This is a genomic window from Streptomyces sp. NPDC060027, from assembly GCF_042737005.1.
Classification (GTDB): Bacteria; Actinomycetota; Actinomycetes; order Streptomycetales; family Streptomycetaceae; genus Streptomyces.
Genome location: NZ_JBHWVI010000040.1, coordinates 21,545 through 45,770, shown reverse-complemented (window position 1 = coordinate 45,770; position 24,226 = coordinate 21,545). Strand labels below are relative to the sequence as shown.

General features: G+C 71.5%; 23 protein-coding genes and 1 pseudogene. 16 read left to right on the top strand and 8 right to left on the bottom strand.

Annotated elements, in window-relative coordinates:
* Nucleotides 1-4: 4 nt before the first annotated feature.
* A complete protein-coding gene (aceB, locus tag ACFWBT_RS13420) occupies nt 5-1,639 on the bottom strand; it encodes a malate synthase A (RefSeq protein ID WP_385699132.1) in 1,635 nt (544 codons plus the stop codon).
* A 246-nt stretch (nt 1,640-1,885) separates the two neighbouring features.
* The gene (locus ACFWBT_RS13415; protein WP_385699129.1) at nt 1,886-2,485 is read right to left on the bottom strand and encodes an NTP transferase domain-containing protein; all 600 of its coding nucleotides are present in this window, start codon (nt 2,483-2,485) and stop codon (nt 1,886-1,888) included.
* A 242-nt stretch (nt 2,486-2,727) separates the two neighbouring features.
* Here ACFWBT_RS13415 and ACFWBT_RS13410 point away from each other — a divergent pair, with 242 nt between their 5' ends.
* Nucleotides 2,728-3,024, top strand: coding sequence for a DUF5955 family protein (locus ACFWBT_RS13410; protein WP_385699126.1), 297 nt, complete (start codon nt 2,728-2,730; stop codon nt 3,022-3,024).
* 109 nt (nt 3,025-3,133) lie between these two features.
* Here ACFWBT_RS13410 and ACFWBT_RS13405 read toward each other — a convergent pair whose 3' ends face one another.
* Nucleotides 3,134-3,715: a LuxR C-terminal-related transcriptional regulator gene (locus ACFWBT_RS13405; RefSeq protein WP_385699150.1), complete on the bottom strand. Its 582-nt coding sequence runs from the start codon at nt 3,713-3,715 to the stop codon at nt 3,134-3,136.
* An 18-nt stretch (nt 3,716-3,733) separates the two neighbouring features.
* Here ACFWBT_RS13405 and ACFWBT_RS13400 point away from each other — a divergent pair.
* Together ACFWBT_RS13400 and ACFWBT_RS13395 are read left to right on the top strand one after the other, a co-directional pair.
* Nucleotides 3,734-4,713: pseudogene (locus ACFWBT_RS13400) on the top strand (ABC transporter permease).
* 90 nt (nt 4,714-4,803) lie between these two features.
* Complete coding sequence (locus tag ACFWBT_RS13395; RefSeq protein WP_385699123.1) at nt 4,804-5,490, top strand: ABC transporter ATP-binding protein; 687 nt, start codon at nt 4,804-4,806, stop codon at nt 5,488-5,490.
* A 119-nt stretch (nt 5,491-5,609) separates the two neighbouring features.
* Here ACFWBT_RS13395 and ACFWBT_RS13390 read toward each other — a convergent pair whose 3' ends face one another.
* Nucleotides 5,610-6,413: an IclR family transcriptional regulator gene (locus ACFWBT_RS13390; protein ID WP_385699120.1), complete on the bottom strand. Its 804-nt coding sequence runs from the start codon at nt 6,411-6,413 to the stop codon at nt 5,610-5,612.
* Between the two features lie 334 nt (nt 6,414-6,747).
* On the opposite strand from ACFWBT_RS13390, the gene allB reads away from it, so the two are divergent.
* Both allB and alc read left to right on the top strand, forming a co-directional pair.
* Entirely contained in the window at nt 6,748-8,088 is a 1,341-nt protein-coding gene (gene allB, locus ACFWBT_RS13385; RefSeq protein ID WP_385699117.1) for an allantoinase AllB, read from the top strand.
* A gap of 148 nt (nt 8,089-8,236) precedes the next feature.
* Nucleotides 8,237-9,367: an allantoicase gene (gene alc / locus ACFWBT_RS13380; RefSeq protein ID WP_385699114.1), complete on the top strand. Its 1,131-nt coding sequence runs from the start codon at nt 8,237-8,239 to the stop codon at nt 9,365-9,367.
* A 255-nt stretch (nt 9,368-9,622) separates the two neighbouring features.
* Here the strand turns inward: alc and ACFWBT_RS13375 are convergent, their stop codons facing one another.
* A complete protein-coding gene (locus ACFWBT_RS13375) occupies nt 9,623-10,372 on the bottom strand; it encodes a 3-oxoacyl-ACP reductase family protein (protein WP_385699111.1) in 750 nt (249 codons plus the stop codon).
* A gap of 561 nt (nt 10,373-10,933) precedes the next feature.
* Complete coding sequence (locus ACFWBT_RS13370) at nt 10,934-11,761, bottom strand: hypothetical protein (protein ID WP_385699108.1); 828 nt, start codon at nt 11,759-11,761, stop codon at nt 10,934-10,936.
* Between the two features lie 652 nt (nt 11,762-12,413).
* Between ACFWBT_RS13370 and ACFWBT_RS13365 the strand changes: the two genes are divergently transcribed.
* From ACFWBT_RS13365 to ACFWBT_RS13355, 3 genes are all read left to right on the top strand, one after another.
* Nucleotides 12,414-13,223, top strand: coding sequence for an AIM24 family protein (locus ACFWBT_RS13365; protein ID WP_385699106.1), 810 nt, complete (start codon nt 12,414-12,416; stop codon nt 13,221-13,223).
* Between the two features lie 196 nt (nt 13,224-13,419).
* On the top strand, nt 13,420-14,028 hold the full coding sequence (locus ACFWBT_RS13360; RefSeq protein WP_385699103.1) for a dihydrofolate reductase family protein: 609 nt from the start codon (nt 13,420-13,422) through the stop codon (nt 14,026-14,028).
* A gap of 105 nt (nt 14,029-14,133) precedes the next feature.
* Nucleotides 14,134-14,526 (top strand): ribonuclease domain-containing protein, encoded by a 393-nt coding sequence (locus tag ACFWBT_RS13355; protein WP_385699100.1) that lies wholly within the window; start codon nt 14,134-14,136, stop codon nt 14,524-14,526.
* Nucleotides 14,527-14,565: 39 nt separating this feature from the next.
* Here the strand turns inward: ACFWBT_RS13355 and ACFWBT_RS13350 are convergent, their stop codons facing one another.
* On the bottom strand, nt 14,566-14,772 hold the full coding sequence (locus ACFWBT_RS13350; protein ID WP_385699098.1) for a hypothetical protein: 207 nt from the start codon (nt 14,770-14,772) through the stop codon (nt 14,566-14,568).
* Nucleotides 14,773-14,951: 179 nt separating this feature from the next.
* Between ACFWBT_RS13350 and ACFWBT_RS13345 the strand changes: the two genes are divergently transcribed.
* The 4 genes from ACFWBT_RS13345 to ACFWBT_RS13330 all read left to right on the top strand — a co-directional run bounded on the left by ACFWBT_RS13345 (nt 14,952) and on the right by ACFWBT_RS13330 (nt 19,037).
* Complete coding sequence (locus ACFWBT_RS13345) at nt 14,952-16,226, top strand: sensor histidine kinase (protein ID WP_385699096.1); 1,275 nt, start codon at nt 14,952-14,954, stop codon at nt 16,224-16,226.
* 397 nt (nt 16,227-16,623) lie between these two features.
* On the top strand, nt 16,624-17,295 hold the full coding sequence (locus ACFWBT_RS13340) for a response regulator (protein ID WP_385699093.1): 672 nt from the start codon (nt 16,624-16,626) through the stop codon (nt 17,293-17,295).
* A 43-nt stretch (nt 17,296-17,338) separates the two neighbouring features.
* Nucleotides 17,339-18,514 carry a cytochrome P450 gene (locus ACFWBT_RS13335; RefSeq protein ID WP_385699092.1) on the top strand — a complete coding sequence of 392 codons (1,176 nt, stop codon included), beginning with the start codon at nt 17,339-17,341 and terminating at the stop codon, nt 18,512-18,514.
* A gap of 31 nt (nt 18,515-18,545) precedes the next feature.
* Entirely contained in the window at nt 18,546-19,037 is a 492-nt protein-coding gene (locus ACFWBT_RS13330) for a hypothetical protein (RefSeq protein WP_385699090.1), read from the top strand.
* Nucleotides 19,038-19,108: 71 nt separating this feature from the next.
* Here the strand turns inward: ACFWBT_RS13330 and ACFWBT_RS13325 are convergent, their stop codons facing one another.
* Nucleotides 19,109-20,122, bottom strand: coding sequence for a Gfo/Idh/MocA family oxidoreductase (locus tag ACFWBT_RS13325; RefSeq protein ID WP_385699088.1), 1,014 nt, complete (start codon nt 20,120-20,122; stop codon nt 19,109-19,111).
* A gap of 128 nt (nt 20,123-20,250) precedes the next feature.
* Between ACFWBT_RS13325 and ACFWBT_RS13320 the strand changes: the two genes are divergently transcribed.
* The 4 genes from ACFWBT_RS13320 (at nt 20,251) to ACFWBT_RS13305 (ending at nt 24,166) form a co-directional block, all read left to right on the top strand.
* The gene (locus ACFWBT_RS13320; RefSeq protein ID WP_385699147.1) at nt 20,251-20,988 is read left to right on the top strand and encodes a GntR family transcriptional regulator; all 738 of its coding nucleotides are present in this window, start codon (nt 20,251-20,253) and stop codon (nt 20,986-20,988) included.
* A gap of 300 nt (nt 20,989-21,288) precedes the next feature.
* Nucleotides 21,289-22,293: a sugar ABC transporter substrate-binding protein gene (locus ACFWBT_RS13315; RefSeq protein ID WP_385699086.1), complete on the top strand. Its 1,005-nt coding sequence runs from the start codon at nt 21,289-21,291 to the stop codon at nt 22,291-22,293.
* On the top strand, nt 22,290-23,345 hold the full coding sequence (locus tag ACFWBT_RS13310; protein ID WP_385699084.1) for an ABC transporter permease: 1,056 nt from the start codon (nt 22,290-22,292) through the stop codon (nt 23,343-23,345). Before ACFWBT_RS13315 ends, ACFWBT_RS13310 begins: the two co-directional genes overlap by 4 nt.
* Complete coding sequence (locus tag ACFWBT_RS13305) at nt 23,342-24,166, top strand: ATP-binding cassette domain-containing protein (protein WP_385699081.1); 825 nt, start codon at nt 23,342-23,344, stop codon at nt 24,164-24,166. The genes ACFWBT_RS13310 and ACFWBT_RS13305 overlap by 4 nt, the downstream gene beginning before the upstream one ends.
* The last annotated feature ends 60 nt before the right edge of the window (nt 24,167-24,226 follow it).

The window sequence follows — 24,226 nt, the reverse complement described above, 5'->3', positions numbered from 1 at the left end:
CGGGTCAGCCGGCCAGCTGCTCGTAGGCGGGCAGCGTCAGGAAGTCCGCGTAGTCCTCGTCCAGCGCGACCTTCAGGAGCAGGTCGTGCGCCTGCTGCCAGCGGCCGGCCGCGAAGGCCTCCTCGCCGATCTCGGCGCGGATGTCCGCGAGTTCCCGCGCGGCGACCTCGCGCGCCAGCTCGGGGGTGGCGGCCACGGTCTTTCCGTCGTGCTCGAAGACGACACCGGCGTTGATCCACTGCCAGATCTGCGAGCGCGAGATCTCGGCGGTGGCGGCGTCCTCCATGAGGTTGAAGATGGCGACCGCGCCGAGGCCGCGCAGCCAGGCCTCGATGTAACGGATGCCGACCTGCACGGCGTTGACCAGACCGTCGTACGTCGGCCGGGCGTCCAGCGAGTCGATGGCGATGAGGTCACCGGCCGCGACCGACACGTCCTCGCGCAGCCGGTCCTTCTGGTTGGGCCTGTCGCCGAGAACCGCGTCGAAGGAGGCCATCGCGATCGGGACGAGGTCGGGGTGGGCCACCCACGAGCCGTCGAAGCCGTCGCCGGCCTCACGGTCCTTGTCGGCCTTGACCTTCTCGAAGGCGATCTTGTTGACCTCTTCGTCGCGCCGCGAGGGGATGAAAGCGGCCATGCCGCCGATCGCGTGCGCGCCGCGCTTGTGGCAGGTGCGGACGAGGAGTTCGGTGTACGCGCGCATGAACGGGGCCGTCATCGTGACCGCGTTGCGGTCCGGCAGGACGAACTTGGTGCCGCCGTCACGGAAGTTCTTGACGATCGAGAAGAGATAGTCCCAGCGGCCCGCGTTCAACCCGGCGGCGTGGTCGCGGAGTTCGTAGAGGATCTCGTCCATCTCGTACGCGGCGGTGATGGTCTCGATCAGGACGGTCGCGCGGACCGTGCCCTGCGGAATGCCGACGTAGTCCTGCGCGAAGACGAACACGTCGTTCCACAGGCGGGCTTCGAGGTGCGACTCCGTCTTCGGCAGGTAGAAGTACGGGCCCTTGCCGAGGTCGAGCAGGCGCTGCGCGTTGTGGAAGAAGTACAGGCCGAAGTCGACCAGCGCGCCGGGCACGGGCGTGCCGTCGGCGGTGACGAGGTGGCGCTCGTTCAGGTGCCAGCCGCGCGGCCGCATCACGACCGTCGCGAGCTCGTCGTTGGGCTTCAGCGCGTACGACTTGCCGGACTTCGGGTCGGTGAAGTCGATGCCGCGGGTGTACGCGGCGATCAGGTTGAGCTGACCGAGGACCACGTTCTCCCAGGTGGGCGCCGAGGCGTCCTCGAAGTCCGCGAGCCACACCCGGGCACCGGAGTTGAGGGCGTTGATCGTCATCTTGCGGTCGGTGGGGCCGGTGATCTCGACCCGTCGGTCGTTCAGCGCGGCCGGAGCGGGGGCCACCCTCCAGGAGTCGTCCGCGCGGATCGCGGCGGTCTCCGGGAGGAAGTCGAGCGTGGAGGTGCGGGCGATCTCGGCGCGGCGCTCCGCGCGGCGGGCGAGGAGCTCGTCACGCCGGGGCGTGAACAGCCGGTGCAGCTCGGCCACGAAGGCGAGGGCCGCGTCGGTGAGGACCTCTTCCTGCCGGGGCAGGGGCTCGGCGTCGACGATGGCCAGCGGGGACGGCGCTGGTGCGGACATGAGCTGTCACTTCCTTCAGCGAGCTACGTGCGGGCGAGCAACATACGGGCCGTGCGAGCGAACCATGGGCGGCGTCACCGCGCCTGGCACCCGGTGCCATGGCGCGCGGGGAGGGCGCCGAGCGCCCTCGACACGACGGGGCGCTTCTGAACAGTGGATACTAGTTTCCTCATGGTGGAAGTTCAATCGTTTGTTGATGTCGAGATTCTCCGGATCGACAGAAGGTGGCGCTCCGTGCCACCCCGTTCACTCAAGGTGGATCAGGTCGGCCTCCGTGTCGATGTCGTACGCCCGCGCCACATCCCCGCACTCGACGAGGGTGACCGCGTCCTGGTGGGCCTTCAGGTAGGCGCGCGCGCCCCGGTCGCCGGTGGCGGTCGCCGCGATCCCGGCCCAGTGGCCGGCCCCGAAGAGCACCGGATGGCCGCGTTCACCGTCGTACGCCGCCGCGGCGAGCGACAGCGGGGAGGTGTACGCGGCGAGTACCCGGGCCACCGCCTCCCGGCCGATCCCCGGCTGGTCGACCAGCGAGACCAGCGCGGCCCGCGCCCCCGAGTCCGCCAGTGAGTCCAGTCCCGCCCGCAGCGAGGAGCCCATGCCCTCCTCCCACTCCGGGTTGTCCACGAGGACGCACCCGGCCAGCGACGCCTGATCCCGTACGGCATCGGCCCGGGCGCCGAGGACGACATGGACGCGGGTACAGCCGCCGGCGCGCAGCACCCCGACCGCGTGTTCGACGAGGGGTCGTCCCCGGTGCGGCAGGAGTGCCTTGGGGCGGCCCCCGAGGCGCCGCCCGCCGCCGGCCGCCAGCAGCAGCCCGGCCACCTCGTCCGTGTTCTCCGTCATGTCCCCTGCATACCCGACCGGGCCGGGGCGCGCCCCGGAACCCGGGCCGTCCCCCCCCCCGATGTCGGCGGGCTGAATTTCGGTCCCGGCGGTGGCGCCCGGCGCATCAGGTGGCGTTTACTGGCCCGCGTCCCCCGGCGCCCGACCACCGCCACGGGGAGCTGGGGCCGACACGAGAAGGACCGACGCACAACGGCGTGCCAGGGGGGAGAGCTGTGTTGCGGAGCTTGGGGCAGAGGCCAGTGACCGGCAGCGACGAGGACCCGAGGGTGGCGGAACTACGGACCGCCGTCTCCCGGCTGCGCCGTGAACTCGCCGCGCATCCGGCCGAGTTCCCCGACCGCGGCATCGCCGAGGACGAACTCGCGGCGCTCGCCGCGATGGCCGCCGCGGGCGAGCCCGAGATCCCCCGGCTGCGCCGCTCCCTCCTCCTGGTCGCGGGCGCGATCGGCTCGGTCAGCGCCCTGGCGACACGTCTCGCGGACGTGCGCACCGCGGTGGAACTCTTCGGAGAACCCCCGCACCGAAGCCGCCGGTGACCCAGGCCGAGCGCCACCCCTCACCGGCGGGGGTCCTGACGGGTCCGCGTACGCACCCTCGGGCCGGGCGTGTCCGGGTCCCGCGCTCCCGGCCCCGCCCGGGTCCGCCTCAGCCGCGTCTGCGGATGACACCCCGCTCGGTGGCCGCCGCCACCGCCGACGTGCGGGAGTCCACGCCCAACTTCGCGTAGATGTGGACCAGATGGGACTTCACGGTCGCCTGGCTCAGGAACAGCTTCTTGCTGATCTGCTGGTTCGAGAGACCGTCCTTGACCAGTTCGAGGACTTCCAGTTCGCGACGGCTGAGAGCGGCGGCGGGGGTGCGCATGCGGTCCATGAGGCGGTCGGCGACCGTCGGGGCCAGCGCCGAGTGACCCGACGCGGCGGTGCGCACGGCGGCGGAGAGCTCCTCGGGCGGGGCGTCCTTGAGGAGATAGCCCGAGGCGCCCGCCTCGACCGCGGCGAGGATGTCCGCGTCGGTGTCGTACGTGGTGAGGACGAGGACACGGGGTGCGCCGGGACGTGCCGTGATGGCCGCCGTGGCCTCCGCTCCGTGCATCCCGGGGCCGAACTGGAGGTCCATGAGGACGACGTCGACATCGCCCGCCCCGGCGCGCTCCACCGCGGCCTCCGCCGTCGGCGCCTCCGCGACGATCTCGAAGTCCGGCTCACCGGACAGCACGGCACGCAGTCCCGCGCGGACGACGGGATGATCGAAACCGAAAGGTTCCTGCTCGTGGGGCTGCCGTCCGGGCTGACCGCCGGGCTCGCCGAGGAGAACACCTCGGCGGTCACCGGGCTGCCCGCCGACCACCTCGCCTTCGCCGCGCCGCCCGCGGGACAGTCGGTGTCGTTCACCGGCTCGACGGTTCCCGCCCCCGCGTGGCGGACCTGGGCCGACAGGCCGGGCGTCACCTCGGCCGAGCCGATCGGCATCCGCACCCTGAACGCGGGCGCCGGGAACCGTACGGCCGCGGTGTCCTCCTTCGCCGTACGGCCGAACTCCGGGATCGCCCCCGCCGGGGTCGCCCCCGGCCGGGTCGTGCTCTCGGAGAAGGCCGCCGCCGAGCTCGACGTCGCGGCGGGGGACCGGGTGCGGCTCGGCGGCACCGAGCGGACGGTCGCGGCCGTCGAGGGCCGTGCCGCGTACAGCCACACCCCCGTGGTGTGGACCGACCTCTCCGGTCCGGCGACCGTGGTGGCCCTGCGGACCGACGGCGCCGACCTGGCGGCGGCCGATCGCGCCGCGGGCACGAAGACCCTCACCAGGGAGGACGCCCTCACCGCCATCGGCTCCTACCGGGCCGAGAACGGCTCGCTCCAGCTCATGCGCGGCTTCCTCTTCGCCATCTCGGCGCTCGTCATAGGAGCGTTCTTCACGGTATGGACGATCCAGCGTCGCCGGACATCGCCGTCCTGAAGGCGCTGGGCGCCTCCACGCCGTATCTGCTGCGGGACGCGCTCGGCCAGGCGGTGCTGATGCTCACCTGCGGCACGCTGCTGGGCACCGCGCTCGCCGCCGGAGCCGGAGCGCTCGTGCGGGGCGGCGATGTGCCGTTCGTGCTGGACGGGCCGACCGTGCTCGGACCCGCCGCCGTGATCGTCGTCCTCGGGGCGCTCGGCGCGGGCCTGTCCGTCCGGCGGATCACCGCCGTCGACCCGCTGACCGCGCTGGGAAGCGCCCGGTGAGAGCCCGGTGACCGCGCGCCCCGCACGGCGCGGGGGAGCGCCCGACACAGGCGCCGGGAGGCGCCGGACCGACCCACGAGAGAGTGCCCCATGAGCCTGACGCTCGACGACATCACCCTCACCTACCCGGACGGCGACGGCCGCCTGACCGCCCTGGACGGCGTCGGCCTCCTGGTGCCGGCCGGAACCATGACGGCCGTCGTCGGCCCCTCGGGATCCGGCAAGTCCAGCCTCCTCGCGGTCGCGGCGACCCTGGTCACCCCGGACCGCGGCCGCGTCCTCGTCGGCGGTACGGAGACGGGGACGCTGACCCCCGCCGAACGGGCCGTCCTGCGGCGGCGCGCGATCGGGATCGTGTTCCAGCAGCCGAACCTGCTGCCCTCACTGACCGCGCTGGAGCAGCTCCAGGTGATGGGCCACCTGGACGGAAGGCGTCAAGTGGCCGACCGCGCGCGGGAGTTGCTTGCCGCGGTCGGACTCGGCGACCTGGCGCACCGGCGTCCCCACCAGCTCTCCGGCGGTCAGCGCCAGCGGGTGAACATCGCCCGCGCGCTGGTCAACGAGCCGTCCGTGCTCCTGGTCGACGAACCGACCAGCGCCCTCGACCACGAACGGGGCACGGCCGTGCTCGACCTGCTGGTCCGGCTCACCCGTGAACGCGGCACGGCGACCGTCCTCGTGACGCACGACCGCGCCCACCTCGGCGAGGCGGACGCGGTGCGGGAGATGGCGGACGGGCGCCTGGAGGAACGCGTCGGAGCCGCCGGGCCGGACTGAGGCGTGCCGGACTGAGACGGGCCGGACTAAGACGGGCCGGACTGAGGCGTGCCGGACTGAGACGGGCCGGACTGAGGCGTGCCGGGACAGTTGCGTGCCGGGCCGGGGCGGTGCCCCGGTCAGGCGGCGCCGGGGCCCGAGCTGGCCAGGGCCTCCGACAGCTCGGCCGCGACCTGCTGGAGGACCGGCACGATCTTGTCGGTGGCGGCCTCGGTGACCCGGCCGGCCGGACCGGAGATCGAGATCGCGGCGGCGGTCGGGGAGTCGGGCACGGAGACGGCCAGGCAGCGGACGCCGATCTCCTGCTCGTTGTCGTCGACCGCGTAGCCGGCCCGGCGTACCTCTTCGAGCGCGGCGATGAAGCCGTCCGGCGTGGTGATCGTCTTCTCCGTCGCGGCGGGCATCCCGGTTCGCGAGAGCAGCGCGCGCACCTCGGCGTCCGGAGTGTGGGCCAGCAGCGCCTTGCCGACGCCCGTGGAGTGCGGCAGCACCCGGCGGCCCACCTCGGTGAACATGCGCATGGAGTGCTTGGACGGGACCTGGGCGACGTAGACGATCTCGTCCCCGTCGAGCAGCGCCATGTTCGCGGTCTCCCCGGTCTCCTCGACCAGGCGCGCCAGGTAGGGGCGGGCCCAGGTGCCGAGCAGCCGGGAGGCGGACTCGCCGAGGCGGATCAGACGGGGGCCGAGCGCGTACCTGCGGTTGGTCTGCTGGCGTACGTATCCGCAGGCCACCAGGGTGCGCATCAGCCGGTGAATGGTGGGCAGCGGCAGCCCGCTGCTCGCGGAGAGCTCGCTCAGGCCGACCTCGCCCCCGGCGTCCGCCATGCGCTCCAGCAGATCGAAGGCGCGCTCGAGGGACTGGACACCGCCACTGGGAGCGGACGATTTGGCGTCGGTGGTGCTGGCGCTGGACGGCGGCACGGCGGCGGTCCTTTCGGGGCGCAGAATCGAGTGGATCGAGAGGGTGACCCGAAGCGTCTCGACCGGGGTGGTGGCGGGTGGCGGGCAGGCAGAGACGCAGCCTACCCGGCAGTCGGTCGACTCCCTGGTTGTGCATCACCACATTCTGCTGGTCGGAATCATACTTTCACTTTGTGGAAACAGTCAGAGCTGGGCGGGTCGGGGGCAGAGTGGAGGGGTGAACCCTTGACGGCACGAGGGCCGGAGTGAAGACTCCTTCAACAGAACGTTGAATTTCGTTACGCGGAAGTAAACCGGCGGCAGCGGGATTCGACGGCGGCAGAGAGGGGTCCGGGTGTCCGACGTCGAACTGGTGCTGCGCTCGACGCGCGTCATCACTCCCGAAGGGACGCGCGCCGCTTCGGTCGCGGTCGCCCGGGGGAAGATCACGGCCGTGCTGCCGCACGACGCCGAGGTGCCGCCCGGCGCCCGGTTCGAGGACTTCGGCGACGACGTCCTGCTGCCCGGCCTCGTCGACACCCACGTCCATGTGAACGACCCGGGACGCACCGAGTGGGAGGGCTTCTGGACGGCGACGCGCGCCGCGGCCGCCGGCGGCATCACCACCCTGATCGACATGCCGCTCAACTCCCTCCCGCCGACGACGACGGTCGGCAACCTCCGTACGAAGCAGGACGTCGCCCGCTCCAAGGCGCACATCGACGTCGGCTTCTGGGGCGGCGCGCTCCCCGGCAACGTCAAGGATCTGCGGCCCCTGCACGATGCCGGAGTCTTCGGCTTCAAGGCGTTCCTGTCGCCCTCCGGCGTCGACGAGTTCCCCGAACTGGACCAGGACCAGCTCGGCCGGTCCCTCGCCGAGATCGCGGGCTTCGGCGGCCTGCTGATCGTGCACGCCGAGGACCCGCACCACCTGGCGGCCGCCCCGCAGCAGGGCGGCCGGAGGTACGCCGACTTCCTCGCCTCGCGCCCCCGCGACGCCGAGGACACCGCCATCGCCGGTCTCATCGCGCAGGCCGAGCGCCTCGACGCGCGGGTGCACGTGCTGCATCTGTCGTCGAGCGACGCGCTCCCGCTGATCGCCGCCGCGAAGGCCGAGGGCGTCCGGCTGACGGTGGAGACCTGCCCGCACTACCTCACCCTGACCGCCGAGGAAGTCCCGGACGGCGCCAGCGAGTTCAAGTGCTGCCCGCCGATCCGCGAGGCCGCCAACCAGGACCTGTTGTGGCAGGCGCTGGCCGACGGCACGATCGACTGCGTGGTCACCGACCACTCGCCGTCGACCGCCGACCTCAAGACGGACGACTTCGCGACCGCGTGGGGCGGCATCTCGGGACTTCAGCTGAGCCTGTCCGCCGTCTGGACCGAGGCCCGGGGACGCGGCCACGGCCTGGAGGACGTGGTCCGCTGGATGTCCACCCGCACGGCCGAACTGGTCGGCCTCGGCGACCGCAAGGGCGCGATCGAGGCGGGCCGCGACGCCGACTTCGCGGTGCTCGCCCCCGACGAGACCTTCACCGTCGATCCCGCCGCGCTCCAGCACCGCAACCGGGTGACGGCCTACGCGGGCAGGACCCTCACCGGCGTCGTGAAGTCGACCTGGCTGCGCGGCGAACGCATCGTCGCCGAGGGCCGGTTCGCCGAGCCCTCCGGCCACCTCCTCACCCGCCACCCGTAGCCCCCCACCGAACCCTCCCCGATCACCCTCACCCAACCCCCTCCCGACCCACCTCACTGATCCGCACCACCGACCGCCGCACCGCACTCCGGCACCCGCACCGCATCCGCACCCGCAACGGCCGACCCCGAAAGGCAGATCGATCATCGTGACGGCGCAGCGCCCAACCGTTCTGGCCACCTTCACCGGAGACGCGAACCCCTACGGAGGCGGCGACCCGTACGCGGACTACCGCACCGCCGACTTCCCCTTCACCCAGTACGCCAACCTCGCCGACCGGCGGCTCGGCGCCGGGGTCGTCGCCGCCAACGACGAGTTCTTCGCCCAGCGCGAGAACCTCCTCGTCCCCGGGGCCGCCGAGTTCGACCCCGAGCACTTCGGCCACAAGGGCAAGATCATGGACGGCTGGGAGACCCGGCGGCGCCGCGGCGCCTCGGCCGAACACCCGTGGCCGACTGCCGAGGACCACGACTGGGCCCTGGTGCGCCTCGGCGCCCCCGGCGTGATCCGGGGGATCGTGGTCGACACGGCGCACTTCCGCGGCAACTACCCGCAGGCGGTGTCGGTCGAGGGCGCGTCGGTGCCCGGTTCGCCCTCCCCGGAGGAACTCCTCGCCGACGACGTGAAGTGGACGACCCTCGTACCGCGCACCGCGGTCGGCGGTCACGCGGCCAACGGATTCGCCGTCTCCGTCGAACAGCGCTTCACGCACCTGCGCGTCAACCAGCACCCCGACGGGGGCATCGCACGGCTGCGTGTGTACGGCGAGGTCGTGCCCGACCCGCGCTGGCTGTCCGCCCTGGGCACCTTCGACGTGGTCGCCCTGGAGAACGGCGGACAGGCGGAGGACGCCTCTAACCTCTTCTACTCGCCCGCCACCAACACCATCCAGCCGGGCCGCTCCCGCAAGATGGACGACGGCTGGGAGACGCGCCGCCGCCGCGACAACGGCAACGACTGGATTCGCTACCGGCTTGTCGCCCAGTCCGAGATCCGCGCCCTCGAGATCGACACGGCGTACCTGAAGGGCAACAGCGCCGGATGGGCCTCGGTCTCGGTGAAGAACGGCGACGAGGGGGAGTGGACCGAGGTCCTGCCCCGCACCCGCCTCCAGCCCGACACCAACCACCGCTTCACCCTGGCCGCACCCGTCGTGGGCACCCACGCGCGCGTGGACATCTTCCCGGACGGCGGCATCTCCCGTCTGCGTCTGTTCGGCTCCCTGACGGAGGAGGGCGCGTCACGACTGGCGGCACGCCACCAGGAGCTGGGCGGCTGAGACTCCCGGCTCCGCTGCCGGATCCAGGGGCTGTGGGCCTGTGGGCCTGTGGGCCTGTGGGACAGACCGATTCCGGTACGTCCCACAGGCCGTGCTCCGGGCTGCTGCAGGCGCCCGTTGTCCCGTGCCACGGGCTCGGGCGGCGGTCGCCTCGAACTCGCCGTGCGGGGTGACCGAGCCCGGCTCGATGACGCCCCGAGGCCGGCCTGTTCCAGGCGTGGCCTGCGCCAGGGGGCCGGGTGCGGCCCCGACACGCTAGGCCGCGTGGCCTCCGTCCACGGCGAATTCGGCCCCCGTCACGTACCCCGCCTCGCTCCCTGCCAGATACGCGACCATCGACGCGACCTCGTCGGCGGCGCCGAAGCGGCCCACGGCGGTCATCGCGGCCTGACCCGGTGCGAACGGACCGTCCGCCGGGTTCATGTCCGTGTCGATCGGCCCGGGATGGACGATGTTGGCCGTGATCCCGCGGTCGCCCAGTTCCCGCGCCAGCGCCTTGGTCAGGCCCATCAGCGCCGACTTGCTGGTCGCGTAGAGCGTTCCGCCGGGGCCGGGGACCCGCTGTGTCATGCAGGTGCCGATCGTGATGATCCGCCCGCCGTCCCCGAGGTGCGGCGCGGCCGACCGGGAGGCCAGGAAGGCCCCCCGGACATTGACGGCGAGTACCCGGTCGACGTCCGCCAGGGTGAGGGTGTCCAGTGGCCCCAGGACACCCACCCCCGCGTTGTTGACGAGCACGTCGAGCCGTCCGAACTCCGCGACGACGCGGTCGGCCACCCCGCCGGCCTCCCCCGCGTCCGAGGAGTCCGCGCACAGGGCGAGTCCCCTGCGCCCGAGCGCCTCGATGCCTCGTACGACGTCCTCCGCCGCCTCCTTGCCTCTCACATAGGTGACGGCCACGTCCGCGCCCTCGCGGGCGAGGCGCAGCGCCGTCGCGGCCCCGATGCCCCGGCTGCCACCGGTCACGAGGGCCACCTTGCCGTTCATGGTTGCTTGAGAAGTCATGTGTCCATCCCAGCGTTCGCACGCGCCCCGCGCTGGCGGCGAACGGACACCGCTTTCGCCGGGCCTGGGTTCGCGGCCCGTCCGCCGCGTCGCACGCGTGTCCGACGTGGGGTGTCGTCGCCGACAACTGGCCGGCCCGTTGGGGCTCACGGCCGAGTCCGCCCGCGGAGTCGCCCAGGTGGAATCCGAACGGCTGAACGTCACTCGCGAGGCGCTGGGGTGCCGTATCTCCACTTGAGGCGGTTCGCCGCACCTCCGGACCGACGTACACGACAGCCACTGGCTGAGCATCGTCCGGCTCCCGCCCCACGGCGCATGACCTCGACCCGCCGAAGGGGGTCTGGGCCCACCTGAGGAATTCGCTGGCCGATCCCGGCCCCGGGGTTCTTGCCGGAGCCCGGCCGAGGGCGGCACGGAGCACCGGCGGTGGGTGGCACGGAGCACCGGCGGTGGGTGGCGCGAGGCGGCCCGGCGGTGGGTGGCGCGCGGGGCCACCGCCGGGGCCCGGCGGAAGGGCGGGCGGTCCGGTCGACCGTGCCCGCCCTCCCACCGGGCTCCGGGTCAGCCGAGCTTGGCCGTCTGGGCCTCGATGAGCGCGGCCGGCACGCTGTAGGCGGCCGCCTTGCCGTCGCCGGCCAGGGCCGCGAGGCTGAGCGAGTAATACGTCGCGACGGTGTTGCCGTGACGCGCGACCTCGGCGTGCACGGTCAGCGGGGATCCCTCCGCGTCACCGTCCGCCGCGAACGCCACCGACTCGTCACCGTTCCCGGAGGCCTTCTCCCCCACGACCTTCGAGAACTTCTGCGGCCCGTCCTCGGCCGTGGCGGTGAACCCGCCCCCACAGCCCTTGATCGCCTCGGAGACCGCCGACATGGTCTCCTTCGCGCCGTCCCCCTCGTACGAGGAGAGCGAGACGATGGTCATCGTCGAACCGAGTGCGTCGGTGACGGAGCCCAGTGCCTTCTCGAGCTCCTCCGGCGACATGTCCGCCATGTCCTTGGTGGGGGACGCGCTCGCCTTGGCCGCGGGGTCTTCCTGGGCCATGCGGTTCACGTAGGAGGCCGAGTCGCCCGGCGCGAAGCCGGTGAGGACGTACGCGAGGGGCGCGCACTTCTCGTCGACGACCTTGACGTCCTTCTTGGAGGCGGCGAACGCGTCGGCCTTGTCGGCCGGACTGACCTTGAAGCCCTTGGCGTCGGCCGTCGTGATGATCAGCTTGCCCAGCTCGCTGTCGCTGAGGGGCTTCGCGGCGGCGGCCGAGTCCTTGCCGCTGTCCTTGTCGTCGGAACCCGACCCGGACCCGCTGTCGGAGCAGCCGGTGACGAGGGAGAGGGACAGAACGGACACAACCGCTGCGGCGCCGGTACGGGGCCGCGCGAATCTCTTCATTATTTCGAAAGTTCCTTCGGTGGTGTGGAGTTGCAGGGGGAGTCTGAGGTCAAGGTCAAAGGATCGTCAAGCCGGTTCCCTGGGAGGCCCGGTGTTTGTCTGACGGAGTGCCGGTATGGGCGACGATCGGCCTCTCGCTCGGGGGTCTCTGAAGAGCGATGGCGGTCGTGAGCCTGCATCTTGACGGGCGGTCACTTCCTTCCGCTGCCGCGGCCACGGACCGTCCGGAGCCCGCCGAACCACCGCCCAGGTCGCGTTGCGCGTGCGCTGTGGCGCTCGCTCCCCATGAGGCCCTCGGCGGAGAAGCGCACCTCGCAGTCCCGTCACGCGGGGCAGATCGAAGGGGGCGCCCCGTGCGGCATCGAAAGCGGATCGCCGAGGCGTCGTGAGCTGCCCCGGTCGTCCTCGGCGGTTTCGATCGGATCCGGTGTGGGCTGCTCGGGGAGGCAAGGCCGGGAACGGACTGGCACGGGTTGTCCGGCGTCGGCAGAGCCCGACCTCTCTGAACTGCGAAAACGTCATGAGAAGGCGCAGGCGGGCAAAGGCCGCCAAGATCCTCGAAAGGACGCCCATCCGCCAGAGGCCCGCACCGGGCACACCGCCTCACCCGATGGTGCGGAACTCTTCGCTCCGCTTCCCGCGTTCCTCTGGTGTGACTCTTCAGCAAGAAATCGTCGGCAACGCCATGCAGATGGCGGTGGTCAACCTGGGCCTCGGCCAGACCGTGTACTGCGAGGCGGGAAAGTTCCTGTTCAAGACGACCAACGTGACCATGGAGACGCGGCTCTCCGGGCCGTCGGGCGGCGGTGGGCAGCAGGGCGGTGGCGGCGGCATGGGCGGCATGCTGCGCCAGGCCGTGGGCACCGCCATGCAGGCGGGCCAGCGCGCCCTCGCGGGCGAGTCCCTGGCCTTCCAGTACTTCACCTCGACGGGCGGCGAGGGCACCGTCGGTTTCGCGGGCGTGCTGCCCGGTGAGATGCGCGCCCTGGAGCTCGACGGCACGCGCGCGTGGTTCGCCGAGAAGGACGCCTTCGTGGCGGCGGAGTCGACCGTGCAGTTCGGGATCGCCTTCCAGGGCGGCCGGACCGGGCGAAGCGGCGGCGAGGGATTCGTCCTGGAGAAGTTCACCGGGCAGGGCACGGTGATCATCGCGGGCGCGGGCAACTTCATCGACCTGAACCCGGCCGACTTCGGCGGCCGCGTCGAGGTCGACACGGGCTGTGTCGTCGCCTTCGAGGAGGGCATTCAGTACGGCATCCAGCGCATCGGAGGCCTCAACCGGCAGGGGATGATGAACGCCGTCTTCGGCGGCGAGGGCCTGTCGCTGGCCACCCTGGAGGGCAACGGACGGGTGATCCTGCAGTCGCTCACGATCGAGAGCCTCGCCAACGCCCTCAGGAAGGCCCAGGGCGGCGACAAGCAGGGTCCGACGGGCGGCCTCTTCTCGACGAACGAGGGGTGAACCGGTCGCGGCCGGACGCCCGAGCGGCTGCCGGGTCGCTCCGTGGCGCGGCCCTGGAGTCGCGAGCGGGACGGCCGCGTGGCGGGACCGGGGAGACGGTTGCCGGGTGACGCCGTCGCGGGACCGATGAGTTGCGGGCGCCGGTGGGGTCTGCCCTGATGACAGCAGACCCCACCGGAAGGAAGCAGGCACCGTCATGGGCAAGCTCAGTGTTACCGCCTTCGTCACGCTCGACGGAGTCCACCAGGCGCCGGGCGGTCCCGAGGAGGACCGGAGCGGCGGCTTCGAGCAGGGCGGCTGGAGCGTCCCCTACGGCGACGAGGACTTCGGACGCTTCGTCACCGACGTGTTCTCCCGCGTGGACGCCTTTCTGCTGGGCAGGCGGACGTATGAGATCTTCGCGGGCTACTGGACGAAGATCACCGACCCGGCCGACCCGATCGCCTCCAAGCTGAACGGCCTGCCCAAGTACGTCCCCTCCTCGACGCTCACGCAGCCCGCCTGGGAGAACACGACCGTGATCACCGGTGACCTCGGCGAAGAGGTCGCCGCGCTCAAGGAGCGCACCGAGGGCGAGCTCCAGGTCCACGGCAGCGCCGCGCTCGCCCAGTCCTTGTTCGCGCTCGACCTGGTCGACACCCTGCACCTGATCACCTTCCCCGTCGTGCTGGGCGCGGGCCGCCGCCTCTTCGCCGAGGGCGCCCTCCCCACCGCGTTCCGGCGCGCCGGTGGCACCACGACCGGTGCGGGCGTCGCCATCAACACCTACGAGCGCGAAGGCCGGCCGACGTACGGCAGCTACTAGCCGTGTCGCGACAGGTTAACTCCCGGATAAATCATCGGACTTGGCGGGAGAAATCAAGTTCCTTGACATTGACATGTCATGCTCTACGCGCGTCATCCTAGGTTCATGAGATTCCCCCCACGTACCACTCGCATCGGTGCCCTCGTGGCCCTCATGTCCGCCCTGCTCGTCGGCGGCACCGCCGTGGTTCCGGCCAACGCGGCGGCGACCGCCGTCGGCAGCATCTGCTACAGCGCGCTGCCGTCCCAGGCGTACGACACCCTGGATCTGATCGACTCGGGAGGCCCCTTCCCGTACTCGCAGGACGGGGCGGTCTTCCAGAACCGGGAGGGTGTTCTGCCCTCCCAGTCCACCGGGTACTACCACGAATACACGGTCAAGACGCCCGGCTCCTCGACGCGTGGCGCCCGTCGCATCGTGACCGGCAAGAAGACCCTGGAGGACTACTACACCTCGGACCACTACGTCACGTTCCGGCTGATCAACTTCGGTTGCTGATCGGCCGGTGGGCGGGGCCGCCGGGAGCCCGGGCCGAGCTCAGCCGGGCTTCTGGCTCTCCGCGGCCGCGAACAGGGCGAACGCCAGCACCAGGAGTACGGCGCTCGCGTAGATCTCGTGACCGTCGAGGAGACCGAGCCGCTGCACGAGTCCCCACCCGTGCAGTCGGCCGGTGATCTCCTGGACCAGGCCGAGGACGCCCTGAACGAGGGCGACGAATCCGAGCACCTCCAGAATCTGCTTCATGGGACGACCCTCGCCCCGCGGACCCCCCAGGCACATCGGCCGCGGGGCGAGGCCTGTCCGACCGAAGTCGCAGGGTGCAACGCCCTCCGCCCGACGAAAGTCTGAAGTGGGTCGACTTTGGTCGGTGACGGTGCTCGCGGGGAGGTGGCGGCGGGTTCGGCTGCGTAGATTTGTCGACCGTGAGTGGTGACAATCCGGCGTCCGCGCCCCGTGACGTTCCCGCGTCGACCCTGCCGGGCCGACGCTGGCTGCTGCCGTCGGCCGTGGCCGCGGAACTCGACCCCGACGCCGAGCGAGCGGGGCGCTCCGGACGGCCGAGGCGCACCCTGCGCGACTGGGTCGTCGACTTCGGCCTCTTCCTGCTGGCCATCGCCGTCGGACTCGCGGCCGCGAACACCCTGACCGACGACCCGAACACCCCGCACGGCCTCGCCGTCGCCGACCAGTGGATCGGCGCGCTCGCCTGCGCGGCGGTCTGGCTGCGCCGACGCTGGCCGCTGGGGCTCGCCGTCGCCATGATCCCGGTCGGGCTGGTCTCGAACACGGCGGGCGGTGCGGGCCTGGTCGCCCTCTTCACCCTCGCCGTGCACCGGCCCTTCCGCTACGTGGCCTGCGTCGCCGGCGTCCAGCTCGCGCTGCTCCCGGCGTTCTTCTGGCTGCGGCCCGACCCGGACCTGCCGTACCCCGCCGCCGTCGCTGTCACCGCGCTGCTCACCTCGGCGTTGGTCGGCTGGGGCATGTTCGTCCGGTCCAAGCGGCAGCTCATGCTGAGTCTGCGGGACCGGGCGCGGCGGGCCGAGACCGAGGCGGCGCTGCGGGCCGAGCAGGCGCAGCGGCTGGCCCGGGAGGCGATCGCGCGCGAGATGCACGACGTGCTCGCGCACCGGCTCACGCTGCTGAGCGTGCACGCGGGGGCGTTGGAGTTCCGGCCCGACGCGCCCCGGGAGGAGGTCGCCCGGGCCGCGGGGGTCATCCGGGAGAGCGCACACGAGGCACTGCAGGATCTGCGCGAGATCATCGGGGTGCTGCGGGCCGGGGACTCCGACGACGCGGGGCGGCCGCAGCCGACGCTCGCGGCGCTCGACGGGCTGGTCGCCGAGTCGCGCGCCGCCGGTACGAAGGTCGTTCTCGACAACGGTGTCGCCGACCCGGCCGCCGTGCCCGCGTCCGTCGGCCGCACCGCGTACCGCATCGCGCAGGAAGGGCTGACCAATGCCCGCAAGCACGCGCCCGGGGCGGAGGTCACGGTGACGGTGCGGGGGGCTGCCGGGGACGGGCTGACCGTGACCGTCGCCAATCCCGCGCCGCCGGGCGAGGTGCCGAAGGTGCCGGGGTCCGGGCAGGGGCTGATCGGGTTGACGGAGCGGGCGACTCTGGCGGGTGGGCGGCTTGAGCACGGGGTGGTGGGGGACGGGGGGTTTCGGGTTCGGGCCTGGTTGCCGTGGGGGCGGTGAGGGGTCGCTCGCGCTGGCGTCTCCGGGTCGGGTCGGGTCGGGTCCGGTGGGTGGGTCGGGGCCGTGCCGGTACATCCCAGTCCGTCGCCACTGGATCAGACGTGAGTTCTGAACGGGAGCCGCCGCTCGATCCGAACGTAAGCGACGGACATAGGGATGTACCGGCACGGCCCCTCCCGTGCGTGGACGGCTGCGGTGCGCGGGAGCTTGGGCGTGCCCCACTAGTGCTTTATCGGCTGCGGGCGCGTTTCCCCAGTTTCAGATCCAGGCGAGGGGAAATTTCAATTTCAGCCCCTCCGGCGTTTGAGGAGCGGGGTCTGGGGCGGAGCCCCAGGTGTGGGTCGGGTAGGGGTGGAGGGGGCTATGGGCTGCTTGGGGAGCTGGTTAGGTGGGTGCCATGACTGCGATTCGTGTGCTGCTCGTCGATGACGACCCCTTGGTGAGAGCGGGGCTGTCCCTCATGATGGGCGGCGCCGAGGACGTCGAGATCGTCGGTGAGGCCGCGGACGGTGGCGAGGTGGAGGCGCTCGTCGACCGCACCCGGCCCGATGTCGTCCTGATGGACATCAGGATGCCGAACGTCGACGGGCTGACGGCCACCGAGCGGTTGCGCGGACGCGAAGAGGCGCCCCAGGTCGTGGTCCTGACGACCTTTCACGCCGACGACCAGGTGCTGCGCGCGCTGCGGGCGGGCGCGGCCGGTTTCGTTCTCAAGGACACCCCGCCCGCGGAGATCCTGGCGGCGGTACGCCGGGTCGCGGCCGGAGATCCGGTGCTGTCGCCCACCGTCACCCGCCAGTTGATGGAACACGCCGCGGGTTCCGCCCTCGACACCCGCAGGTCCGGGGCGCGTTCACGGGTGGCTGTACTGAACGAGCGGGAGCGCGAGGTCGCCGTGGCCGTCGGACGGGGGAGTTCGAACGCGGAGATCGCCGGCGAACTGTTCATGAGTGTCGCCACGGTCAAGACGCACGTCTCGCGGATCCTGGCCAAGCTGGATCTCAACAACCGTGTGCAGATCGCCCTGTTGGCGTACGACGCCGGGCTGTTGGAGGAGGACGGGCACTGATCGCGGCACTCGCGCGTTGAGCGGTGGGACGAGAGGCGGAGTCGTGATCGATCTGGGGGAGTACGGGGCGCGGTTCACCGAGGACCCGCACCCGGTCTACGCCGAGTTGCGCGCGCTCGGTCCGGTGCACCGGGTGCGCCTGCCGTCGCCGGACGCGCAGTACGAGACCTGGCTCGTCGTCGGGTACGAGGAGGCTCGGGCCGCGCTCGCCGACCCGCGGCTGGCCAAGGACGCGGAGAAGATCGGGGTCACGTTCCTCGACGAGGAGCTGATCGGCAAGCATCTGCTGGTCGCCGACCCGCCGCGGCACACCCGGCTGCGGGCGCTGATCGCGCGTGAGTTCACTCCTCGGCGGGTGGCGGCGCTGCGCCCACGGGTCCAGGAGATCACCGACGAGCTGCTCGACGCGATGCTCCCGCGTGGACGCGCCGACCTCGTCGAGTCGTTCGCCTATCCGCTCCCACTGACGGTCATCTGCGAGCTGCTCGGGGTGCCCGAGGTGGACCGGGCGGCCTTCCGCGCGATGTCCACGGAGGCGGTCGCGCCCACCAGTGCCGGGAGCGAGCACGCGGCCTTCGTTCAACTCGCCGCCTATCTGGGCGACTTGATCGAGGACAAACGGAGCGCGGGTCCCGCGGACGACCTGCTCGGCGGCCTCATCCGCGCCACCGCGGAGGACGGGGACCGGCTCTCGCCGCAGGAGTTGCGCGGCATGGCGTTCGTGCTCCTGATCGCCGGGCACGAGACGACGGTCAACCTCATCTCCGGAGCGGTCCGGGCCCTGCTCGGCCATCCCGACCAACTCGCCGCGCTGCGCGCCGACATGACGCTGCTCGACGCCACCGTCGAGGAGACGCTGCGCTATGAGGGACCGGTGGAGAACGCGACCTTCCGTTACGCCGCGGAGCCGCTCGATATCGGCGGCACGGCGATCGCCTCCGGTGAAGCGGTGATGATCGGTCTCACCGCGGCGGACCGTGACGGCGTGCGCTATCCGGCGCCCGACCGCTTCGACATCCGGCGCGAGGCCCGTGGCCACCTCGCCTTCGGGCACGGCATCCATTACTGTCTGGGCGCGCCGCTGGCCCGGATCGAAGCCCACGTGGCGCTCCGCTCCCTGCTGGAGCGGTGCCCGGACCTGGCGCTCGACGGACCGCCGAGCGGATGGCTGCCCGGCATGCTGATGCGAGGCGTGCGCCGTATGCCGGTGCGCTGGTGAGCGGCCCGGTGCCGGGTGAGGAGCGTCGACCGTGCTGCGTACGGCGGAGATCACCGCGGAGCTGACCGGCCTGGAGGACTCCCACCGGCTCTACTGGCGTTCCCAGTTGGAGTTCAGCCTGGACTGCTTCATCTGTGAGCGGACCGGGCGGACGACGGTGTTCGACCGCGGGGCCGAGCAGGCGCTGTGCTCCGGAAGCCGCAGCGGATTCAAGCGCCACCGCACCGCCGCCAGGCTCGCGGGGTTCGACACGACGAGCGGCCCGGAGCGGCTGGCGGTCCGGGCGCTGGTCGACTTCTGGTGGGCTCCTTTCACCGACACCCGCGACGGCATCAAGGCCGCCGCGCCCACCAGCCACCCCTGGGTGCGGCTGCGCCTCGCCTATTTCTGTCCGGACGCGAAGGAGTCGGGCACCGGCAGCATCCAGACCAACCTGGTGCGGCCGTACCGGCTGACGTGCGAGCACTGCGACCGGCTGCTCGGCGTCGACCGGGAGAGCCCGGCCGTGCGGCTGCTCGGCTGAGCGACCGCACGGCCGCCGGGGGCTCGTGAACCGGCCGACGCCGGCGCTTCCACGCGCGATGCGCGCCTGTCTCAGTCCCGGCCGCCCGGGATCTCCGCCGTTGAGACCGCGCGTCGCTCGCGCCGCGACAGTTCGCAGGCCTCGGCGATGCGCAGCGCCTCCAGTGCCTCGCGGCCGTCGCAGGGGTTCGGGCGCTCACCGCGGACCACCTCGACGAAGGCGGCGAGCTCCGCCTCGTACGCGGGGCCGAAGCGTTCCAGGAAGCCCGTCCACGGCTTGTCCGCGGGCGGCGGTCCGGCGGGTTCGGTCGAGGCGATCGGCGTGCGGTCGTCCAGGCCGACGGTGATCTGGTCCAGTTCGCCGGAGAGCTCCATGCGGACGTCGTAGCCCGCGCCGTTCACCCGGGTGGCCGTCGCCGTCGCGAGCATGCCGTCGTCGAAGGTGAGGACGGCCGCGCCGGTGTCGATGTCGCCCGCCTCGCGGAACATCGCGGGTCCGGCGTCGGAGCCGGCCGCGTAGACCTGGACGACCTCGCGGCCGGTGACCCAGCGCAGCATGTCGAAGTCGTGGATCAGACAGTCGCGGTAGAGCCCTCCGGAGAGCGGGAGGTATGCGGCCGGGGGCGGCGACTGGTCGGACGTCATCGCGCGTACGGTGTGCAGCCGGCCGAGCCGGCCCGACCGCACCGCCTCGCGTGCGACCGTGTAGCCCACGTCGAAGCGGCGCTGGAATCCCATCTGCAGAACCGTTCCGGCGGCGTCTACCTCGGCGAGCGCGGCCAACGTGCCCGCCAGATCGAGCGCTATGGGCTTCTCGCAGAAGACCGGGAGCCCGGAGCGTGCTGCCCGACCGATCAGTTCGGCGTGGGCCGAGGTGGCGGCGGTGATGACCACCGCGTCCACGCCCCAGGTGAAGATCTCGTTCACGCTGGGCGCCGCTGTCGCGCCCAGCCGGTCCGCCAGTCGCTGAGCCCGTGCGGGGTCCGCGTCCGTGACGATGAGGGAGCCGCCGACCTCACGGTGACGGCTGAGAGTGGTCGCATGAAATGTACCGATACGACCCGCTCCGATGAGTCCGATGCGCATGGGAACAAAGTGAGGGCCGACCCGGCGTGCTGTCAATGCTTTGTCCGGACAATCGAACTTCACAACTTCCCGTCAACATCTCCCGGAGCTACGCTCGGGCCGTGCCCAAACCAGATGTGGATCCGACCGTGTCGCTCCAGCTCAGCGTCGACCGCAGCAGCCCGGTCCCGCTGTACTTCCAGCTGTCGCAGCAACTCGAGGCCGCCATCGAGCACGGAGCACTGACCCCGGGTAGCCTGCTCGGCAACGAGATCGAGCTCGCCGCGCGGCTCGGCCTGTCCCGCCCCACGGTCCGCCAGGCCATCCAGTCCCTCGTCGACAAGGGCCTGCTCGTCCGGCGCCGCGGCGTCGGCACCCAGGTCGTGCACAGCCAGGTCAAGCGCCCCCTGGAACTCAGCAGCCTCTACGACGACCTGGAATCGGCGGGCCAGCGCCCCGCGACCCAGGTGGTCGTCAACACCGTCGAACCGGCGTCCACCGAGATCGCCGCCGCCCTCGGGGTGGCCGAGGACAGCGAGGTCCACCGTGTCGAGCGGCTCCGTCTCGCGCACGGTGAGCCGATGGCGTACCTCTGCAACGTCCTGCCCCCCGGCCTGCTGGAACTCGACAGCGACCGGATGGAGACCACCGGCCTGTACCGGCTGATGCGGGGCGCCGGGATCACCCTGCACAGCGCCCGCCAGTCCGTCGGTGCCCGCGCGGCCAGCGCGGAGGAGGGCGAACGGCTCGGCGAACCGGTCGGGGCTCCCCTCCTCACCATGCAGCGCACCACCTTCGACGACACCGGCCGCGCCGTCGAGTTCGGCTCCCACATCTACCGCGCCTCGCGCTACTCCTTCGAGTTCCAGCTCCTCGTACGGCCGTGACCCGCTCGCCCGGCGAGCGCCGTGCCGCGGACGGCGACCGGCGCGGCGGCTGGTTCCCCGGTTCCTGACGGGCTCCTGCGCAGCTCTCCGAGCGCCTCCGGCGACCCCGCCCGAGCGGCCCCGCCGCGCCCCTGAAGCGCACCGCGCGCGGGACCCGCTGGTCGGGTGGATGATCCCCGTGATCGATACTTGGTCGTTTGGGCCGGTTCGACACCGGCCCCGAAGGGCCCGCGGAAGGGCCCCCGGGCCGGTCCGCTTGGCCCGGCACACCAAGGAGCACGGCAAGAAGGGCAAGGCCTCGTGGCACGGACTCGGACCTGGGTGACCATCGCGCTGGCAGGGGCGCTGACGGTGTCCCTCGCGGGATGCAGCAGCACCGGCGGGAAGCGGGCCGAGGACGCCCGCAAGGCGGCGGAGGCCCATGGCAGGGCCGCGGTGGACACCCCCAGGTGGACCTTCGCGATGATCACCCACTCGGGCGATGGCGACACCTTCTGGGACATCGTGCAGAAGGGCGCCCAGCAGGCCGCCGACAAGGACAACATCAACTTCCTGTACTCGCACGACGACGAGGCGCAGCAGCAGGCGCAGCTCGTGGACGCCGCGGTCGACAAGAAGGTCGACGGCATCATCGTCTCGCTGGCCAAGCCCGACGCGATGAAGGCCGCGGTCGCGCGTGCCCGTGAGGCCGGCATCCCGGTGATCACGGTGAACTCCGGCTCCGAGGAGTCGAAGGCCTTCGGCGCGCTCACCCACATCGGCCAGGACGAGACGATCGCCGGTGAGGCGGTCGGCGAGGAGCTGAACAAGCGGGGCCGCAAGAAGGCCCTGTGCGTCCTGCACGAGCAGGGCAACGTCGGCCACGAGCAGCGCTGCGCCGGCGTCAAGAAGACGTTCGACGGCACCGTGCAGAACCTCTACGTCCAGGGCACCAGCATGCCCGACGTGCAGTCGTCCATCGGCGCCAAGCTCCAGGCCGACGGGTCCATCGACTCGGTCGTCACGCTCGGCGCGCCGTTCGCGGACACCGCGGTCAAGGCCAAGGCGGACGCGGGCAGCAAGGCCGAGATCGACACCTTCGACCTGAACGCCAAGGTGGCAGCCGGACTCAAGGACGGCACCCTCGGCTTCGCCGTCGATCAGCAGCCCTACCTCCAGGGCTACGAGGCCGTGGACCTGCTCTGGCTCTACAAGTACAACGCGGACGTCCTCGGCGGCGGCAAGCCCGTCCTCACCGGACCGCAGATCATCACCAAGGACCAGGCCTCCGAGCTGGAGCAGTACGCGGACCGGGGGACCCGATGACCGCCACGGCACCCGCCCCGACGCCGGGCCCCGAGACTGACGAGCGGCTCCTGAAGACCTCGCCCCTGCGCAAGCTGATGAGCCGCCCCGAGCTCGGCTCCGTGGTCGGCGCGGTCGCGGTCTTCCTCTTCTTCTCGATCTTCGCGGACAGCTTCGTACGGACCGCGAGCCTCAGCACCGTCCTTTACGCGGCGTCGGTCATCGGCATCATGGCCGTCCCGGTCGCGCTGCTGATGATCGGCGGCGAGTTCGACCTCTCCGCGGGCGTCATGGTGACCAGTTCCGCGCTGATCTCGTCGATGTTCAGCTACCAGATGACGGCGAACGTCTGGGTCGGCGTGGTCGTCTCGCTCTTCGTCACCCTCGCGATCGGCGTCTTCAACGGCGTGATGCTGACCCGCACCGACCCGCCGAGCTTCATCATCACGCTCGGTACCTTCCTGATGCTGACCGGCATGAACCTCGGTTTCACCAAGCTGATCAGCGGCACGGTCTCCACCAAGTCGATCTCCGACATGGAGGGCTTCTCCTCCGCCAAGGACGTCTTCGCCTCGACGATCACCATCGGCGGCGTCGACTTCAAGATCACCATCCTGTGGTGGCTCGTCCTGGTCGCCGTGGCCACCTGGATCCTGCTGCGCACCCGCGTCGGCAACTGGATCTACGCCGTCGGCGGCGGCGAGGAAGCGGCCCGCGCGGTCGGCGTCCCGGTCGACAGGACCAAGATCGGCCTCTACATGGGCGTCGCCCTCGGCGCCTGGATCTCCGGCCAGCACCTGCTGTTCTCGTTCGACGTCGTGCAGTCGGGCGAGGGTGTCGGCAACGAACTGATCTACATCATCGCGGCCGTCATCGGCGGCTGTCTGATCACCGGCGGCTACGGCTCCGCGGTCGGCGCGGCCGTCGGCGCGCTGATCTTCGGCATGGTCAGCAAGGGCATCGTGTTCGCCGAGTGGAACCCGGACTGGTTCAAGTTCTTCCTGGGAGTGATGCTGCTCCTCGCGACCCTGCTCAACCACTGGGTCCGCAAGCGCGCGGAGGCGACGAAGTGACGACGGACACGAACACGGCCGAGGAATCCGCCGCCACGGACGGCACGCCGCTCGTCGAGCTCGACGACGTCAGCAAGTACTACGGCAACATCCGCGCCCTCGAAGGTGTCTCGCTGGAGGTCCGCGCCGGGGAGATCACCTGCGTGCTCGGCGACAACGGCGCGGGCAAGTCCACCCTCATCAAGATCATCGCGGGTCGGCACCAGCACGACGCGGGCACGCTGCGCATCGAGGGCGAGGAGACCCGGCTGTCGTCCCCGCGCGAGGCCCTGGACCGAGGCATCGCCACCGTCTACCAGGACCTCGCCGTCGTCCCGCTGATGCCGGTCTGGCGGAACTTCTTCCTCGGCTCCGAGCCGCGCAAGGGTTTCGGCCCGTTCAAGCACCTGGACGTCGACCTCATGCGGCGGACGACCCACGCGGAACTCCTGCGCATGGGCATCGACCTCCGTGACGTCGACCAGCCGATCGGCACCCTCTCCGGAGGTGAGCGGCAGTGCGTGGCGATCGCCCGCGCCGTCCATTTCGGCGCCAAGGTCCTGGTCCTCGACGAGCCCACCGCCGCCCTCGGCGTGAAGCAGTCCGGTGTGGTCCTCAAATATGTGGCCGCCGCACGGGACGCCGGACTGGGTGTCGTGTTCATCACCCACAATCCGCATCACGCGTACCTGGTGGGCGACCGTTTCGTCCTGCTGAAGCGCGGAACCATGTCGGGCAGCTACACCCGGGACGGGATCACGCTGGACGAGCTGACGCGCCAGATGGCGGGCGGAAGCGAGCTGGACGACCTGCGGCACGAACTGGAGAACCGCGCCGTGTGAGGAGGGCCGTGCCGTGACCCGTACGGCTCCCGCGACCGGCCGGGACCGGCCACGGGCGGC